This window comes from Janthinobacterium sp. GW823-FHT01H08, assembly GCF_058797855.1.
Genome location: NZ_CM179504.1, coordinates 5,600,831 through 5,618,356 on the forward strand (window position 1 = coordinate 5,600,831; position 17,526 = coordinate 5,618,356).

The 17,526-nt window shown below is 65.1% G+C and carries 12 protein-coding genes; 5 read left to right on the forward strand and 7 right to left on the reverse strand.

Annotated elements, in window-relative coordinates; genetic code table 11:
* Positions 1-137: 137 nt before the first annotated feature.
* From kdpE to kdpF, 6 genes are all read right to left on the reverse strand, one after another.
* Positions 138-836, reverse strand: coding sequence for a two-component system response regulator KdpE (gene kdpE / locus AC3RCG_RS25135; RefSeq protein WP_034746496.1), 699 nt, complete (start codon positions 834-836; stop codon positions 138-140).
* Complete coding sequence (locus AC3RCG_RS25140) at positions 833-3,574, reverse strand: DUF4118 domain-containing protein (protein WP_492402311.1); 2,742 nt, start codon at positions 3,572-3,574, stop codon at positions 833-835. Before AC3RCG_RS25140 ends, kdpE begins: the two co-directional genes overlap by 4 nt.
* Before the next feature lie 250 nt (positions 3,575-3,824).
* Positions 3,825-4,400 (reverse strand): potassium-transporting ATPase subunit KdpC, encoded by a 576-nt coding sequence (gene kdpC / locus AC3RCG_RS25145; RefSeq protein ID WP_070288621.1) that lies wholly within the window; start codon positions 4,398-4,400, stop codon positions 3,825-3,827.
* A gap of 10 nt (positions 4,401-4,410) precedes the next feature.
* Positions 4,411-6,495, reverse strand: coding sequence for a potassium-transporting ATPase subunit KdpB (gene kdpB / locus AC3RCG_RS25150; protein ID WP_070224295.1), 2,085 nt, complete (start codon positions 6,493-6,495; stop codon positions 4,411-4,413).
* 9 nt (positions 6,496-6,504) lie between these two features.
* A complete protein-coding gene (kdpA, locus tag AC3RCG_RS25155; RefSeq protein ID WP_492402310.1) occupies positions 6,505-8,310 on the reverse strand; it encodes a potassium-transporting ATPase subunit KdpA in 1,806 nt (601 codons plus the stop codon).
* Positions 8,310-8,399 (reverse strand): K(+)-transporting ATPase subunit F, encoded by a 90-nt coding sequence (gene kdpF / locus AC3RCG_RS25160; RefSeq protein WP_034746483.1) that lies wholly within the window; start codon positions 8,397-8,399, stop codon positions 8,310-8,312. Before kdpF ends, kdpA begins: the two co-directional genes overlap by 1 nt.
* Before the next feature lie 462 nt (positions 8,400-8,861).
* On the opposite strand from kdpF, the gene AC3RCG_RS25165 reads away from it, so the two are divergent.
* The 5 genes from AC3RCG_RS25165 to AC3RCG_RS25185 all read left to right on the forward strand — a co-directional run bounded on the left by AC3RCG_RS25165 (position 8,862) and on the right by AC3RCG_RS25185 (position 17,162).
* Complete coding sequence (locus tag AC3RCG_RS25165; protein ID WP_326457346.1) at positions 8,862-10,859, forward strand: DNA topoisomerase IV subunit B; 1,998 nt, start codon at positions 8,862-8,864, stop codon at positions 10,857-10,859.
* Positions 10,859-12,568 carry a molecular chaperone HscC gene (locus AC3RCG_RS25170; RefSeq protein WP_492402309.1) on the forward strand — a complete coding sequence of 570 codons (1,710 nt, stop codon included), beginning with the start codon at positions 10,859-10,861 and terminating at the stop codon, positions 12,566-12,568. Before AC3RCG_RS25165 ends, AC3RCG_RS25170 begins: the two co-directional genes overlap by 1 nt.
* Positions 12,569-12,580: 12 nt before the next feature.
* Complete coding sequence (locus tag AC3RCG_RS25175) at positions 12,581-14,386, forward strand: hypothetical protein (RefSeq protein ID WP_492402308.1); 1,806 nt, start codon at positions 12,581-12,583, stop codon at positions 14,384-14,386.
* A gap of 48 nt (positions 14,387-14,434) precedes the next feature.
* Entirely contained in the window at positions 14,435-16,789 is a 2,355-nt protein-coding gene (gene parC / locus AC3RCG_RS25180; RefSeq protein ID WP_492402307.1) for a DNA topoisomerase IV subunit A, read from the forward strand.
* A gap of 184 nt (positions 16,790-16,973) precedes the next feature.
* Complete coding sequence (locus AC3RCG_RS25185; RefSeq protein ID WP_492402306.1) at positions 16,974-17,162, forward strand: helix-turn-helix domain-containing protein; 189 nt, start codon at positions 16,974-16,976, stop codon at positions 17,160-17,162.
* On the opposite strand, the gene AC3RCG_RS25190 is transcribed toward AC3RCG_RS25185, so the two are convergent.
* Positions 17,159-17,506 (reverse strand): hypothetical protein, encoded by a 348-nt coding sequence (locus tag AC3RCG_RS25190; protein WP_099410734.1) that lies wholly within the window; start codon positions 17,504-17,506, stop codon positions 17,159-17,161. The genes AC3RCG_RS25185 and AC3RCG_RS25190 overlap by 4 nt on opposite strands.
* Between the last annotated feature and the right edge of the window lie 20 nt (positions 17,507-17,526).

Genomic DNA, 17,526 nt, shown 5'->3' on the forward strand with positions numbered 1-17,526 from the left:
TTCTTCATGGGTGGTATGGGCCTTTGCCAACATGGCGCAGCTGGCCCGCCGCTGCAAAAATTCGCTGCAAAAATTTAAAGTAAAGCGTCCCCCCGGCGCGCGCGGCGCCTGTTTTCAAACAGGGGAAATAACAGGAGTTAGAGCGGCAGCAGCAAGCGGTAACCGACGGCCGTTTCCGTCAGCAGGTACTGCGGCTGGGCCGGATCGGCTTCCAGCTTCTGGCGCAGATGGCCCATGTAGATGCGCAGGTAATGGCCGTTTTCGCTGTTCGACGGCCCCCACACTTCGCGCAGCAGCTGCGGATTGGTGACCACCCTGCCAGCGTTCTTTACGAGCACCGACAGCAGGCGGAACTCCGTCGGCGTCATGTGCACCAGCTGCTTGTTGCGCGTCACCAGCCGGTCCTTCAGGTCGACGCGCACGTCGCCGAACTGCACCACGCCATCATCGCTGGCGGCAGGCTGGCGCTGGCGGCGCAAGGTGGCGCGCACGCGGGCCAGCAGCTCGCCCACGCCGAACGGCTTGGTCAAGTAGTCATCGGCGCCGGCATCGAGCGCGCGGATCTTGTCCTGCTCGTCGACCCGCGCCGACAGCACGATGATGGGCACGGCCGACCATTTGCGGATGTCGGCGATGAAATCGATGCCGTCGCCGTCGGGCAGCCCCAGGTCCAGCACGATCAGGTCGGGCCGGCGCGTGCCCGCGTCGATCAGGCCCCGCTGCATGGTGGCCGATTCGAAAATCTGCCAGCCCTCGTCTTCCAGCGCGGCGCGCACGAAGCGGCGGATTTGCGGTTCATCCTCGACCAGCAAGGCGGTGGCGGAAGGTTCGTTCATGTTGGTTTTCCTGTTTCATGGTCGTTGGCGTCATCGAGCTCGATCTCCGGCGGCGCCGGCGGCGTGCCCAGCGGCAGGCTGAAGACGATGGCGGCGCCCTGCCCCGGCGTGTGGGGCTGCGCATGGATGGTGCCGCCATGAGCTTCGACGATGGCGCGGCAAATGGCCAGCCCCAGCCCGACGCCCGGCTTGTTCGATTCGCGCTCGCCGCGCGTGAATTTTTCAAAGATGGCTTCTTCGCGGCCGGGCGGCAGGCCCGGGCCATCGTCAAGCACCGTCACCTGCAGGAACTGGCCATGCACGCCGGCGGCGACCGTGATGGTGCTGCCGGGCGGCGTGTACTTGGCCGCGTTTTCCAGCAGGTTGCACAGCACGCGCTCGATCAGCACGGCATCGTAGCGCACCAGCGGCAGGTCCGGCGCCAACCGTGTCTGCACGGCGTGCTGCTGCAATTGCGGGCCGCTGGCGCGCAGCGCGCTGCCCACCACTTCTTCCAGCGCCTGCCATTGCAAATTCAGGCGCACCTGGCCGCTCTCGATGCGCGCCATGTCCAGCAGGTTCGCCACGAGGGCGCTCATGCGCACGGTTTCGGACTGCAGCGAGCGCGCCATGTCCAGCTGCGCGGGCGACAGCGCAGGCCGGGACAGCGCCAGCGATTCGGCCAGGCCCACCAGCGACGTCAAGGGCGTGCGCAAGTCGTGCGACAGGGCCGCCAGCAGCGAATTGCGCAGCCGCTCCGATTCCATCTGCAGCAGCGCGCCCTGCGCCACGTCGATGTAGTGCACGCGTTCGAGGGCGATGGCCGCCAGCGCGGCAAAGGTATCGAGGTGCTGGCGCTGTTCCGGCACCAGCAGCCAGCGACCATGCGCTGGCGCCTCCAGGGGCAACAGCGCCAGCACGCCCCGCGTACGCATCGGCGCGATCAGCGGCAGGTAGAAAATGGGCGAAGCCGGCAAGGTATCGGTGCCCGTTCCCGCCGCCTGCGCATGGTCGAAGGCCCACTGCGCGATGCCGATATCGAGCGGTTCGCCGCCGTTCGCGGCCTGCAAGCTGCCCTCGTCATCGGGCAGCAGCAAGGTGGCGCGCGCGCGGAACGCCCGTTCGATGGCGCTTTTCGTGATGTCGAAAATCTGCTCCGTCTGCAGCACGCCGGACAATTCGCGCGAGAATTCGTATAAGGCGCGGGCGCGCGCTTCGCGGTGCGAGGCCACGCGCGCCTGGAAGCGCAGACCGGCCGTCAGGTGGCCCGTGATCAGGCCCACGGCCAGCATCACGCCAAACGTGATCACATACTGGAAATCGCCCACGGCAAACGAGAAACGGGGCGGCACGAAGATGAAATCGAAGCAGGCCACGCCCACCAGGCTGGCCAATGCCGCCGGCCCGCGCCCCAGGCGCACGGCCAGCAGCACCACCGTCAGCAAGGACAGCATGGCGATGTTGGCCAGGTCCAGGTAGGGCTGCAGCGGCACCGAGGCGAGGGCCGTGCCCAGGCTGGCGCCAGCGGCCAGGATATAACGCCAGTGACGCGCGGGCCGGCGCGGCGCGTCCGCGTCGTCGCCCGCCGCGCGCCGGGGCGCCGCATCGGCCGGCGGCAAGCCCACCTCGATCAAATCGATATCGGGCGCCAGGCTGGCCATGCGGGCGGCCGGCGGCGCCTGCCACAGGCGCGCCAGCGCACGGCCGCGGCCACGGCCCACGATGACTTTCGAGATATTCGCGCCGCGCGCATACTCGACCACGGCGCCGGCGATGTCGGCGGACGGCACAATGGCCGTGCGCGCGCCCAGGTCCTGCGCCAGTTTCAGGGTTTTCAGGATGCGTTCGCGCTGGCCCGCCGGCAAGCGCTGCAAGCGCGGCGTTTCCACGTACAGCGCGTGCCATTCCGCGTTCAGCTGGCTGGCCAGGCGCGCCGTGCTGCGGATCACGTGTTCGCCCCCCGCGTGCGGTCCCACGCAGGCCAGCAGCGCGGCGCCCGTCTTCCATACGGGGTTGATCGATTTTTCAACGCGGTAGGCCTGCACGTCATCCTGGATCCGGTCCGCCGTGCGGCGCAAGGCCAGCTCGCGCAGGGCGATCAGGTTACCCTTGCGGAAAAAATGCTGCGATGCGCGTTCGGCCTGCTGCGGCTGATACACCTTGCCCTGCTTCAGGCGGCGCAGCAGTTCATCGGCGGGGATATCGACCAGCACCACTTCATCGGCGCGGTCGAACACCGTGTCGGGCAGGGTCTCGGCCACGCGCACGCCCGTGATCCCGCCCACCACGTCGTTCAGGCTTTCCAGGTGCTGCACGTTCACGGTCGACAGCACGTCGATGCCAGCCGCCAGCAATTCCTCGACGTCCTGCCAGCGCTTCGGATGGCGCGAACCGGCCACGTTCGAATGGGCCAGTTCATCCATCAATATCAGCGGCGGCGCGCGGCGCAGGGCCTCGTCCAGGTCGAACTCGTACAGGGTCTTGCCCCGGTACTCGATGGCTTTGAGCGGAAGCACGGGCAAGCCGTCCAGCTGGGCCGCCGTATCCTGGCGCCCATGCGTCTCCACCACGCCCACCAGCAAGTCCTGGCCGTCGGCCAGCAATTTGCGCGCGGCCGCCAGCATCGCGTAAGTCTTGCCGACGCCGGCCGAGGCGCCGAAATAGATGCGCAGCCGGCCGCGCGCGGCTTTCTGTTCCTGCGCCTGCACTTGCGCCAGCAGGGCATCAGGGTCGGGGCGTTGGCTGTCGTTGGGGAGCATGTTGTATTTTAATCTTCTTGGGCATTGTAGGTCGGATTAGCGCGTCCGAAGGGCGCGCGTAATCCGACAACATCGTTGGCCTGGCTGGGGCTATGGGTGATGTCGGCTTACGCTGCGCTAAGCCGACCTACGCCGACCTGCGCCTTATTTTGCCATTGCGTCAAGTAGGTCGGATTAGCGCGCAAGCGCTTCATCCGACGACATCATTGGCCAAGCCGTGCACGATATCGACCTGCACGCCTTTGCCAGCTTACTTTGCCATGGCATCCAACGCCAGATTCAGTTCCAGCACATTTACGCGCGGTTCGCCGAAAAAGCCGATATACGCGGTTTTCTGCACCTTGGCGATGGCGTTTTCCACCTGCGCCAGCGGCACGGCGCGCACGCGGGCCACGCGGGGCGCCTGGTACAGGGCACCCGCCAGGCTGATTTCCGGGTCCAGGCCGCTGCTCGACGCCGTCACCAGATCGACGGGGATCGGCTTGCGGTTGCCGGGATCGGCTGCCTGCAGGGCGGCGATGCGCGCCTTGACGGCGTCCACCAGGGCCGGATTGGTCGGCCCCTGGTTCGAGCCGCCCGAACCGGCGCCGTTATTGGCCATCGGCGCGGTGGCCGACGGCCGGCCCCAGAAATACTTGGGCGAGGTAAAGGACTGGCCGATCAGCATCGAGCCGACGGGCTTGCCCCCACGCTCGACGATGCTGCCGTTGACTTCATCGTTGAAGGCCAGCTGGCCGATACCGGCCGTGGCAAACGGATAGACGACGCCGCAGATCACGGTCAGCGCGGCAAACAGGACCAGGGCGGGACGGACGATAGTGCTCATGATGGTTCCTTTAGACTAAATTGAGGGCGGACAGCAGCATGTCGATCAGCTTGATCCCGATGAAGGGCAAAATAATCCCGCCCAGGCCGTAGATCAGCAGGTTGCGGCGCAACAGGCTGGCCGCGCCGATGGCCCGGTACTGCACGCCTTTCAGCGCCAGCGGAATGAGCACGACGATGATCAGGGCATTGAAGATCACGGCCGACATGATGGCCGAGGCGGGGCTGGCCAAATGCATGATGTCGAGCGCCTTCAATTGCGGATAGGTGCCCACGAAGGCGGCCGGGATGATGGCGAAGTACTTGGCGATGTCGTTCGAGATCGAGAACGTCGTCAGCGAACCGCGCGTCATCAGCATCTGCTTGCCGATTTCAACGATTTCCAGCAGCTTGGTCGGGTTCGAATCGAGGTCGACCATGTTGCCCGCCTCCTTCGCCGCCTGCGTGCCCGAGTTCATGGCCACGGCCACGTCGGCCTGGGCCAGCGCGGGCGCATCGTTGGTGCCGTCGCCCGTCATCGCCACAAGGCGGCCTTCGGACTGGTAGCTGCGAATCAGTTTGAGCTTGTCTTCCGGCGTCGCTTCGGCGAGGAAATCGTCCACGCCCGCTTCGGCGGCAATCGCGGCCGCCGTCAGCTTGTTGTCGCCCGTGATCATGACGGTCTTGATGCCCATGCGGCGCAATTCCGCGAAGCGCTCCTTGATGCCGCCCTTGACGATATCCTTCAGTTCCACGGCGCCCATGACGCGGCCGTCGTCCACCACCACCAGCGGCGTGCTGCCGCGGCGCGCGATGTCGTCGACGGCGCGTCCCACCTCGGCCGGATACGGCTGGCCCAGCGCTTCCACATACTTTTTCATGGAATCGGCCGCGCCCTTGCGCAACTGGCGCACCTGCTGTTCGCCCGGGATATCCACGCCGCTCATGCGCGTCTGCGCCGTGAACGGGACGAAGGTGGCGTGCAGGCTGGCCATCTCGCGTTCGCGGATATTGAATTTCTGCTTGGCCAGCACGACGATGCTGCGCCCTTCCGGCGTTTCATCGGCCAGCGAAGCCAGCTGCGCCGCATCGGCCAGCTGCTGTTCCGTCACGCCGGGCGCCGGCACGAAGCTCGACGCCTGGCGGTTGCCCAGGGTGATGGTGCCCGTCTTATCGAGCAGCAGCACGTCCACGTCGCCGGCCGCTTCCACGGCGCGGCCCGAGGTGGCGATCACGTTGGCCTGCATCATGCGGCTCATGCCGGCCACGCCGATGGCCGACAGCAGGCCGCCGATGGTGGTCGGAATCAGGCACACGAGCAGCGCGATCAGCACGGTGATCGTCACCGGCGTGCCGCTGCCGGCCGCCGCCACGGAAAACAGCGAGTACGGCAGCAAGGTCACGGTGACGATCAGGAACACGATCGACAGGGCCACCAATAAAATCGTCAGGGCGATCTCGTTCGGCGTCTTCTGGCGCTTGGCGCCTTCGACCATGGCGATCATGCGGTCGATGAAGGCTTCGCCCGGGTTGACGGAAACGCGCACCAGCAGCCAGTCGGACAGCACGCGGGTGCCGCCCGTGACGGCGGAAAAGTCGCCGCCCGATTCGCGGATGACGGGCGCCGATTCGCCCGTGATGGCGCTCTCGTCGACGGAGGCCACGCCGGCCGTCACTTCGCCGTCGGCGGGGATCACGTCGCCCGCCTCGACCAGCACCGTCATGCCCTTGCGCAGGTCGGTCGCCGGCGTGGGCAGCCAGGAGGTGCCGTATTTCGGCGTCTGCATTTTCTTCGCCATCACCGTCTGCTTGAGGGCGCGCAGCGAGGCCGCCTGGGCCTTGCTGCGGCCTTCGGCCAGCGCTTCGGCGAAGTTCGCGAACAGCACGGTAAACCACAGCCACACGGCGACGGCGACGATGAAGCCGAACGGCGCTTCACCCTGGCCACCGCTGATCCCGGCCTGGGTCGCCAGCAAGGTCGTGATGATGCTGCCCACATAGACGACGAACATCACGGGGCTGCGCCATTGCGTGCGGGGGTCGAGTTTTTTGAACGCATCGACGATGGCGGGGCCAATCAGTGCGGAATCGAACAAAGTCAGGCTTGTGCGTGACATGGTAGCCTCTTATTTGATGAAAAGTTGCAGGTGTTCGACGATCGGGCCCAGGGCCAGCGCGGGAACGTAATTCAATACACCAACCAGCACGACGACGCCGATCAGCAGGCCGATGAACATGGGGCCGTGCGTGGGCATGGTGCCGGCGTTGGCCGACAGGCGCTGCTTGGCCGCCAGCGAACCGGCCACCGCCAGCACGGGCACGATCACGCCGAAGCGGCCGAACCACATGGCGATCGCCAGCATCACGTTGTAGAACGGCGTGTTGGCGGACAGGCCCGCAAACGCGCTGCCGTTGTTGTTGGCCGCCGACGTGAAGGCGTACAGGATCTCGGAGAAACCGTGCGCGCCCGGATTGGCCACGCCGATCTTGCCCGGTTCGACCATCACGGCGATCGCCGTGCCCGTCAATACGAGGGCTGGCGTAATCAGGATGGCCAGCGACACCATCTTCATTTCATACGCCTGGATTTTCTTGCCCAGGTATTCAGGCGTGCGGCCTATCATCAGGCCGGCGATGAAGACGGCCAGGATGGCGAACATCAGCATGCCGTACAGGCCCGTGCCCACGCCGCCGAAGACCACTTCGCCGAACTGCATCAGCAGCAGCGGCACCATGCCGCCCAGGGGCATGTAGGAGTCGTGCATGGAATTGACGGCACCGCACGACGCGGCCGTCGTCACCGCCGCGAACAAGGTCGATGAGCTGATGCCGAAGCGCGTTTCCTTGCCTTCCATATTACCGCCCGATTGCAGGCTGCTGGCCTGCTGGTCCACGCCCAGCGATTGCAAGGCCGGATTGGCTTGCTGCTCGGCGCTCATCACGCCCGCCGTCATGACGACAAAGATCAGGGTCATCGCGGCCAGCACGGCCCAGCCCTGGCGCATGTCGCCCACCATGCGGCCGAAGGTGAAGCACAGGCCGGCGGGAATGATGAAGATGGCCAGCATCTGCAGGAAGTTCGACAGCACGGTCGGGTTTTCGTACGGATGCGAGGAATTGGCATTGAAGAAGCCGCCGCCATTCGTGCCCAGCAGCTTGATCGACTCCTGCGACGCGACGGGGCCCATGGCGATCGTCTGCGTCGTCGCCACTTGCGCTTCCATCACGGGTTTGCCGGCGGCGTCCAGCACGGGCTGGCCGTCGGCCGTCACCTTCGGCGTTGCATACGCCACGTGATCGAGCAGGGTCACTTCCTTATAGGCGGAAAAATTCTGGATCATGCCTTCGCCCATGAAGACGACGGACAGGGCCAGGGACAGCGGCAGCAGGATGTACAGGGTCGAGCGCACCAGGTCGACCCAGAAATTGCCGATCGATTTGCCCGAGCGCGAGGCGAAGCCGCGCACCAGCGCGAAGATCACGGCGATGCCGGTGGCCGCCGAGAAGAAGTTCTGGCAGGCCATGCCCAGCATCTGCGTCAGATAGCTCATGGTCTGTTCGCCGCCGTAGCCCTGCCAGTTGGTGTTGGCGACGAAGCTGACGGTGGTATTGAACGAGGAATCGGGGCTGACGGCGCCCAGGCCCTGGGGATTGAGGGGCAGGAAGCCCTGCAGGCGCTGCAGGCCGTAGACGAAGACGGCGCCCACCGTGTTAAACACGATCAGGGCGATGGCATAGCTTTTCCAGCCCATGGCCTTGTCGGCGGGCAGGCCGGACCAGCGGTACAGCAGATTTTCCAGCTTTTGCAGCCAGCCCAGGCCGCGCACGGGGCCATCGCCGGCCACCCTGGCCATGTACAGGCCCAGCGGATAGCCAGCGGCCAGCAGCACGGCCAGGAAGGCCACCAATAACAGTATCGATTGCGTCGTCATCACAGTTCCTCCGCCTTCAGCAGCGCCACCAGCAAATACACGAGCAGGCCGGCCGAGACGACGGCGCCCAGCACATAAAACGCGTTCATTTGACGCTCCCTAATTTGTCGCAGGCGACGGCAAAGCCGGCCGCCACGACGAAAAACACGGCAATCAAGCCGAGATACACGAGATCCATTCCCACCCTCATTCAGGTTTGTTTTGATAGTGAGCAGATTAGCCAAAAGGGTCTAAAAAATTCGTAAAGACTGGGAAGGCAGCTGTAAACAAGATGTAAAAAAGGCCGCTTTACCGCATAAAATCCATCACAATTGGCGCAAAACCCCGCGCGCGGCGCACTGTTGTTGCCTTGGAGTAGCGCTATTGCTCGCCGGACAAGATAGAATGCGCGAGCGTCCGCACAAGGACGCCAAGCCTGCCGCACTGCCCTCCCCCAGTGACGCTGGACGGGATATACTGTATATTCATACAGTTATCGCCGCCGCTGTCATTGCGCCCGCAGTGCCCTGGCCTGGCGTTCCAACCACTGTCTTTACTTAGCTTGAACACGTATGGCCACTAAAAAACCAGCATCCGACTACAGCGAATCATCCATCCGTGTCCTGAAAGGACTGGAACCCGTCAAGCAGCGCCCGGGGATGTACACCCGCACTGAAAATCCGCTGCACATCATTCAGGAAGTGATCGACAATGCCTCCGACGAGGCGCTGGGCGGTCATTGCACGCATATCGCCGTCACGCAGAACACGGATGGCAGCATCACCGTCGAAGACAATGGCCGCGGCATTCCCGTCGGCCTGCACCCGGAAGAAGGCGTGCCGACGGTGGAAATCGTGTTTACACGGCTGCACGCGGGCGGCAAGTTCGACAAGGGTTCGGGCGGCGCCTACGCGTTCTCGGGCGGCTTGCACGGCGTCGGCGTGTCCGTCACCAATGCGCTGTCGACGCGCCTGGAAATCACCGTCTGGCGCAAGGAAAGCGACGGCAACGGCTTGCACCACATGGTGTTTGCCAACGGCGACGTGATCGAGCCCCTGAGTTCCCGCCCCGCCCCGCGCGACGGCAAAAAATCCGGCACGCGCGTCACCGCCTGGCCCGATGCGAAATACTTTGATTCGCCGAACATCTCGCAAACGGAACTGCAACGCCTGTTGCGCTCGAAAGCCGTGCTGCTGCCGGGCGTGACCGTCACGCTGACCAACGCGAAGACGGGCGACACGCAAACGTGGCAGTACGCGGAAGGCTTGCGCGGCTACCTGACCGAAACGCTGGCGCAGGTATCGAATGGCGAAACCCTGATTCCCCTGTTCGAAGGCGCGCAATACGCTGGCCCGGACTCGGAAGGCTTTGCCGAAGGCGAAGGCGCGGCCTGGGTCGTGGCTTGGACGGAAGAAGGCGCCATCGTGCGCGAATCGTACGTCAACCTGATTCCCACCTCGAATGGCGGCACGCACGAATCGGGCTTGCGCGACGGCCTGTTCGGCGCCGTGAAAAACTTCGTCGAGATGCACTCGCTGCTGCCCAAAGGCGTGAAACTGCTGCCGGAAGACGTGTTCGCGCGCGCATCGTTCGTGCTGTCGGCCAAGGTGCTGGACCCGCAATTCCAGGGCCAGATCAAGGAACGCCTCAATTCGCGCGACGCCGTGCGCCTCGTGTCGACCTTTACCAAGCCGCCGCTGGAACTGTGGCTGAACCAGCACGTCGACTACGGCAAGAAGCTGGCCGAGCTCGTGATCAAGCAGGCGCAGTCGCGCCAGCGCTCGCTGCAAAAAGTGGAAAAGAAAAAATCCTCGGGCGTGGCCGTGTTGCCGGGCAAGCTGACCGACTGCGAATCGTCGGACATCGCGCGCAATGAACTGTTCCTCGTCGAGGGCGACTCGGCGGGCGGTTCGGCCAAGATGGGCCGCGACAAGGAATTCCAGGCGATCCTGCCCCTGCGCGGCAAGGTGTTGAACTCGTGGGAAACGGACCGCGACCGCCTGTTCGCCAATAACGAGATCCACGACATTGCGGTGGCCATCGGCGTCGATCCGCACAGCGTGGGCGACTCGCCCGACCTGTCGGGCCTGCGCTACGGCAAGATCTGCATCCTGTCGGACGCGGACGTGGACGGCTCGCACATCCAGGTACTGCTGCTGACCCTGTTCTTCAAGCACTTCCCCGTCCTGATCAACAAGGGCCACATCTGCATCGCCCGTCCGCCGTTGTACCGCGTGGACGCGCCGGCGCGCGGCAAGAAGCCGATGCAGAAAATCTATGCGCTCGACGATGGCGAACTGCTGGCCATCGAGGACAAGCTGCGCAAGGAAGGCGTGAAACAGGGCGCCTGGTCGATCTCGCGCTTCAAGGGCCTGGGCGAGATGAACGCCGAACAGCTGTGGGAAACGACGATGAATCCGGACACGCGCCGTTTGCTGCCCGTCACGCTCGGTGAAATCGACCACATGGCCTCGGCGTCCCGCTTCAATATGTTGATGGGCAAGGGCGAGGCGGCAGGACGCCGCGCCTGGATCGAGGAACACGGCAATGAGGCGGAGGCGGATATCTGATGATCATCGGCATCGACCTGGGCACCACCAACAGCCTGGTCGCCATCTGGCGCGACGGCAAGGCTTCCATCATCCCGAATGCGCTCGGTGAACACCTGACGCCGTCATGCGTGAGCATCGATGACGACGGCACCGTGCTGGTGGGCCGCGCCGCGCGCGAACGGCTGCAGACGCACCCGCAGCTGACGGCGGCCGTCTTCAAGCGCTACATGGGCAGCGAAAAGAAGATCACCCTCGGCACGCAGCAATTCCGCCCGGAAGAACTGTCGTCGATGGTGCTGCGCGCGCTGAAGGAAGATGCCGAAGCCTTCCTGGGCCACAAGGTCGAGGAAGCCATCATCACCGTGCCCGCGTATTTCAGCGATGCGCAGCGCAAGGCCACGCGCATCGCCGGCCAGCTGGCGGGCCTGCGCGTGGAGCGCCTGCTCAACGAGCCGACGGCAGCCGCGCTGGCCTACGGCATCCGCGACAAGGAACAGGAAAGCAAATTCCTCGTCTTCGACCTGGGCGGCGGCACGTTCGACGTGTCGATCCTGGAACTGTTCGAAGGCGTGATGGAAGTGCGCGCCTCGGCCGGCGACAATTTTTTGGGCGGCGAAGACTTCGTCACCGTGCTGGTCGACGCTTTCATGGAAGGCAGCGGCCTGCGCGACGCCGTCGGCAGCCGCCTGCTCGACCCGCGCCAGCAGCAGCTGCTGCGCGACGAAGCCGAACGCGTCAAGCGATTGCTGTCGGACCAGCCGTCCGTGCGCATGGCCACGCGCTACCAGGACAAGGAATACAGCTGGGAGATCGGCGAAGACAAGCTGGCGCAGTTGTGCGAACCGCTGCTGGCCCGCCTGCGCCTGCCCGTGGAACGGGCGCTGCGCGACGCCACCATCCGCGTGGCGGAATTGAATGAAGTGGTGCTGGCCGGCGGCGCCACGCGCATGCCGCTGGTGCGTAAACTGGTCTCGCGCATGTTCGGCCGCTTCCCCGCCATCCACCTGGACCCGGACGAAGCCGTGGCGCTGGGCGCCGCCGTGCAGGCGGGCCTGAAGATGCGCGACGCGGCCCTCGACGAAGTGGTCATGACGGACGTGGCGCCGTATTCGCTGGGCATTTCGATTTCGCGCCAGGTCGGCGCGAACCAGTATGAGGGCGGCCATTACCTGCCCATCATCGAGCGTAACTCCGTGGTCCCCGTCTCGCGCACGGAAAACATCACCACCATCCACGACAACCAGAAGGAAATCAACGTGGCGATCTTCCAGGGCGAGTCGCGCCTGGTGGCCGACAACGTCTTCCTGGGCAAGATCAGCTTCCCGATCCCCGCGAAAAAGGCGGGCGAGATCGGCATCGACGTGCGCTTCACCTACGACGTCAGCGGCGTGCTGGAAGCGGAAGTGACGGTGCTGGCCACGCAGGAACGCCACAAGATGATCATCAGCGACAATGCGGGCGTGATGACGCCGGAACAGATCGAGCAGCGCTTTGCGGAACTGGCCGACCTGAAGATCCACCCGCGCGAGCAGATGGAAAACCGCACCCTCGTCACGCGCGCCGACCGCCTGTATGAACAGTCGCTGGGCGACGTGCGCCAGTACCTGGCGGCGCACACGGCCAATTTCCAGGCCGCGCTGGAAACGCAGGACCCGGCCACCATCCGCAAAGCGCGCCAGGCGCTCGACGAGGTGTTGCGCCAGGTCGAGAGCGAGAGCTTCCTGTAAATGGACGGCGGCATGCACAACGGCCAGCGCGGCCTGTGGGAGATCCTGGGCACGGAGCCGACCGGCGACGAGCGCGCCCTCAAGCGCGCGTATGCGAAGCGCCTGAAGGTGACGCGGCCCGAAGACGATCCGGCCGCCTTCCAGGAGCTGCGCGAAGCGTATGAATACGCGCTGCGCCATGCGCACCTGTTTGCTGATGAACTGCCGGAAGCGCAAGCGGCCGAAGCGGCGGTGGCGCAAGCGCCAGAAGCGCCGCCCATGGAACCGGCCGACCTGTGGGGCGTCATCGACGAGCCCGCGCAGCAGGCGCCTGCGGAACTGTGGGGCGTCATAGCCCAGGACCAGGCACCGCCGCCGGAACTATGGGGCGTGCTCGCCACCGATCCGGCGCAGGAAGCGGCCAATCTGTGGCAAGGCTGCCTGGCATGGATGCGGCATGCGGATGCGGGCGACGCGCTGGCCCGCATGCTGCAGGACGACGCCATGCTGAACCTCGACGTGCGCGAGGAATTCGAGCTGTGCGCGCTGCGCTATTGCGCCAGCGCCGGCTATGACCTGGCGCTGCGTCAGGCCCTGTTCGAGCAGCTGGGCTGGGAGCACGACTTTTCCTACCTGGCGCGCAGCCATGCGGACTTGGTGCGCAGTGCCGTGCAGCGCTACCGGGCGGACCGCTCGTTCGCCCATTTCAGCGACAACCGCGACAGCTACCCCGGCCTGGACTGCATCATGTCGCAGCAGGCACCAAGCGCCTATGCGCGCCAGCTGTTCGACCAAAAATTCACGCTGCAGCTGCGCGAACTGCTGCACGCGATACGCTGGCAGCATGGCGAGATGCTGGCCTACAAGCTCGATACGGACCTGTTCGAGCAGTGGGAACACGCCGTGCATGGCAAACGCTACTTCAAGCAGACGGCGCTCGCGTCGGGCGGCCTGGGCTTCGTGCTGCACTTCATACTCGCGGGCGTGCTCGATGCGGCCGGCTTCAAGCTCGGCGACGCGGCCGCCTATGCCAGCCTGCTCGGTTTCCAGGCGCTGGCCTTTACTCTGCTGGCCATGCATGCCTTGCGCTGGCCGGCGCCCCTGTTCGCGCGCCTGGATTCGCTGCAGGAAGCGCTGCAGGACCGCCTGCCCGTGCTGTGGCAGCGGCCCGGCTTGCGGCAACTGGGCTGGATCGCGCCCTATCTGCTGCTGACGCTGATGCTGTTCCTGCCCGAACGCAGCGAGACCGTGCGCCTCGTCACTGCGGCCGGCTTGTGCGCGTCGGCCCTGCTCGCGTATGCGATGAACCGCCAGCTGCTGCATGGCATGCTGCTGCTCCTGGTTCTGGGCATGTCGCTGTTCGCCGCCATGTTCATGAGCGGCAAGGGCCAGTCGGCGCTGGCCATCGGCGACGCCATGCCGATGATGTTTTGCCTGGCGGCGCTGGCTCTGCGCAGCGCCACCGGCCTGTATGGCGATTGCGGCTGGCCGGAGGCGCTTTTGCCCCGCCTGCGCGCGGCATGGCTGATCGGCTGTGCGGGCCTGCTGTCCTTGCTGTATGTGCAGCAGCTGCCGGCCGCCCTCGTGGGCGCCGCGCTGTATGCCTGGTCGTGCGCCGGCCTGCTGTTTTCCCCCACCGATTTCAAATGGAAGACGATCTGGCCGGTGGTGCTGGTGCCGTCCCTCGCCAGCGTCGTGCTGGCCGGCCAGGCCCCGGCCATCCGCGCCATGCAGATGATGCACAACAGCGTGGAACTGGCCCTGGCCGTGCTGTATTTCACCATGTGCTACATCTACAAGACCTACGGCAAATCCTTTTCCAAATCCGGGCTGTCATAATCGCCCCCATGAATTCAACCGCAACCACTTAACACCGAAACAAGCGCCATGTCCACACAAACCAATTTATTTGACGATGCCCAGCCTGAGCCGATCGAGCCGGATGAACCGGTATTCGACGGCGAAGCGCTGACCCTGTCCACCTTTGCCGAGCGCGCCTATCTCGATTACGCCATCTCCGTCGTCAAGGGCCGCGCCCTGCCCGACGTGTGCGACGGCCAGAAACCCGTGCAGCGCCGCATCCTGTATGCGATGAATGAGCTGGGCTTGAATTCCACGGCCAAGCCGCGCAAATCGGCGGCCGTGGTCGGCGACGTGCTGGGTAAATTGCATCCGCACGGCGACCAGTCCGTGTACGACGCGCTGGTGCGCATGGCGCAGGATTTTTCCTTGCGCTACCCGCTGATCGACGGCCAGGGCAACTTCGGCTCGCGCGACGGCGACGGCGCCGCGGCCATGCGTTACACGGAAGCGCGTCTGACGCCGATCGCCAAGCTGCTGATGGATGAAATCGGCATGGGCACGGTGGACTTCCAGCCCAACTATGACGGTTCGACGGAAGAACCGAAGCTGCTGCCGGCGCGCCTGCCGATGGTGCTGCTCAATGGCGCCTCCGGCATCGCCGTGGGCCTGGCGACGGAAATCCCGTCGCACAACCTGGCCGAAGTGGCGAAAGCGGCCGTCGCCATGATCCGCGATCCGAAGATGACGCACGCCGAGCTGATGGCCATCATGCCCGGCCCCGACTTCCCCGGCGGCGGCCAGATCATCACGCCGCCCTCGCAGATCGCCGACATGTACGCGAGCGGCCGTGGCAGCATGAAGGTGCGCGCGCGCTGGAAGATCGAGGAACTGGCGCGCGGCCAGTGGCAAGCCGTCGTGACGGAACTGCCGCCGGGCACCTCCTCGCAAAAGGTGCTGGAAGAAATCGAGGAACTGACCAATCCGAAGATCAAGCTGGGCAAGAAGGCGCTGTCGCCGGACCAGGTGGCCCTGAAGGCGCTGATCCTCAATTCGCTCGACACCATCCGCGACGAATCGGGCCGCGCCGCGCCCGTGCGCCTCGTGTTCGAGCCGAAGTCGAAAAACCAGGACCAGACGGAATTCATGCTGATGCTGCTGGCGCATACGTCGCTGGAATCGTCGACCTCGATCAACCTGGTGATGATCGGCGGCGACGGCCGTCCGCGCCAGAAAGGCCTGGGCGACATCCTGCGCGAGTGGATCGATTTCCGTTTCGAGACCGTCACGCGCCGCACCGGCTACAAACTGGGCAAGGTCAAGGACCGCATCCATATACTGGAAGGACGCGAAGCGATCCTGCTCAATATCGACAAGGTGATCCAGATCATCCGCAATTCGGATGAGCCGAAAGCGGCCCTGATCGAGGCGTTCAAACTGTCCGAGCGCCAGGCCGACGATATCCTGGAAATCCGTTTGCGCCAGCTGGCGCGCCTGGAAACGATCAAGATCCAGCAGGAACTGGCCGAGCTGCGCAAGGAAGAAAAATCGCTGCAGGACCTGCTCGACAACCCGGGCTCGATGAAGCGCGCCATCATCCGCGAAATCGAAGCGGATGCCAAGCAGTTCGGCGACGCGCGCCGTACCCTGATCGAGGAAGCGCAGAAAGCCGTGGCCGAGCAAAAAGTGGTCGATGAGCCGGTCACCGTCATCATCTCGGAAAAAGGCTGGGTGCGCGCGCGTACCGGCATCGGCCACGATGCGGCGCAGTTCACCTTCAAGGCGGGCGACAGCCTGCATGGCGCCTTCGAGTGCCGCACGGTCGACACCCTGCTGGGCTTTGGCAACAACGGCAAGATCTACTCGGTGCCCGTCTCGGCGCTGCCCAACGCGCGCGGCGACGGCGTGCCGATCACGACCTTGTGCGACCTGAGCGGCGGCACGCCGGGCAACGCCGTGCGCATCCTGCACTACTTTGCGGGCAATGGCGCCACCAATTTGCTGCTGGCGTCGAGCGCCGGCTACGGCTTCATCGCCAAGGCGGGCGACATGACGAGCCGCCTGAAAGGCGGCAAGGCCTTCATCACCCTGGACGAGGGCGACGTGCCTTTGGTGCCGAAAGTCATCCCCGAGGCGGCCAGCGCCCTGGCCTGTTTGACGGAAGGCGCGCGCCTGCTGGTGTTCGGCCTCGATGAAATGAAAACCCTGTCCAAGGGCGGCACCGGCGTCAAGCTGATCGACCTCGATGCCAAGGACAAGCTGCTGGCCGTGCAGCCGATCACGCAGCGTGGCGTGGTGGTCTCGGGCATCGGCCGGGCCTCGAAACCGCAGGATGCGTCGCTGGGCGCCACGGCCCTGGCCGAGCACTTCGGCAAGCGCGCCAAGAAGGGCAAGGCGCTGGCGGCCAAGCTGAAGCCTGTCTCCATGGCAGCCATCGGCTGAGCGCCACCCAGCCACACGAAAAGACAGGTTCGCCTGTCTTTTTTTTCGTTCATCGCATCTGGCAGCAGAGAAAATAATTTTACAGATAGGCGCCGTGCTCCCGTTATCCCTGCAGGCATGCCACCGGCATGCCGCTTACGGACAGGAGAGCAAGGATGACACACAACGTTTCAGGCAGGCTGCCATGCGGCGCCTGACGCCGGCAGAACGGCTGGTGGCGGCCATGGCGGCGGAAGGCTTGCCGTATAAAAGCATCGCCAGGGAACTGGGCAAGTCGCCGGCCACCGTGCGCAACCAGCTGCATGCGATTTACCAGAAACTGGGCGTGGGCAACCGCACGGCGCTCGCGCACAAGCTGCGCGGCCAGCCTTAACGCCGCGCCAGGCGCAGCACGTCGGGCGTCGCTTCGACGATGTCGATCACGTCCTGCGCCCCGCCAGCATCACTCAGGGCATAGCGGCCCATGCCCAGGGGCACCAGCTTGGCAACGGGGCCGGCGCGGGGACGGTCGTCGGGGCCGGGCGCCATCGACGTCAATGTCGCCGCCCCTTGCGCCATGGCGCCGGCGGACGGGCCAAACTCCAGCACCTTGCGCCCCTTGCGGCTGGGAGGAAAGGCGAAGGTGGCCGTGGGCCGGTACACCTCGATACCGTCTGCATCCTCCTCGAAGGAATGCGTCCAGCTGCCGCTGGGCAAAGCCGTTGTCATGCCGTGCATGCCGCCTCCCGTTTCACGCA

Coding starts and splice junctions, on each gene's coding strand:
- kdpA (WP_492402310.1), bottom strand. CDS start 8,310: ATGACGACGCAATCGATACTGTTATTGGTGGCCTTCCTGGCCGTGCTG.
- kdpF (WP_034746483.1), bottom strand. CDS start 8,399: ATGAACGCGTTTTATGTGCTGGGCGCCGTCGTCTCGGCCGGCCTGCTC.
- AC3RCG_RS25140 (WP_492402311.1), bottom strand. CDS start 3,574: ATGCTCCCCAACGACAGCCAACGCCCCGACCCTGATGCCCTGCTGGCG.
- kdpE (WP_034746496.1), bottom strand. CDS start 836: ATGAACGAACCTTCCGCCACCGCCTTGCTGGTCGAGGATGAACCGCAA.
- AC3RCG_RS25170 (WP_492402309.1), top strand. CDS start 10,859: ATGATCATCGGCATCGACCTGGGCACCACCAACAGCCTGGTCGCCATC.
- kdpB (WP_070224295.1), bottom strand. CDS start 6,495: ATGTCACGCACAAGCCTGACTTTGTTCGATTCCGCACTGATTGGCCCC.
- AC3RCG_RS25165 (WP_326457346.1), top strand. CDS start 8,862: ATGGCCACTAAAAAACCAGCATCCGACTACAGCGAATCATCCATCCGT.
- AC3RCG_RS25175 (WP_492402308.1), top strand. CDS start 12,581: ATGCACAACGGCCAGCGCGGCCTGTGGGAGATCCTGGGCACGGAGCCG.
- kdpC (WP_070288621.1), bottom strand. CDS start 4,400: ATGAGCACTATCGTCCGTCCCGCCCTGGTCCTGTTTGCCGCGCTGACC.
- AC3RCG_RS25190 (WP_099410734.1), bottom strand. CDS start 17,506: ATGCACGGCATGACAACGGCTTTGCCCAGCGGCAGCTGGACGCATTCC.
- parC (WP_492402307.1), top strand. CDS start 14,435: ATGTCCACACAAACCAATTTATTTGACGATGCCCAGCCTGAGCCGATC.
- AC3RCG_RS25185 (WP_492402306.1), top strand. CDS start 16,974: ATGCGGCGCCTGACGCCGGCAGAACGGCTGGTGGCGGCCATGGCGGCG.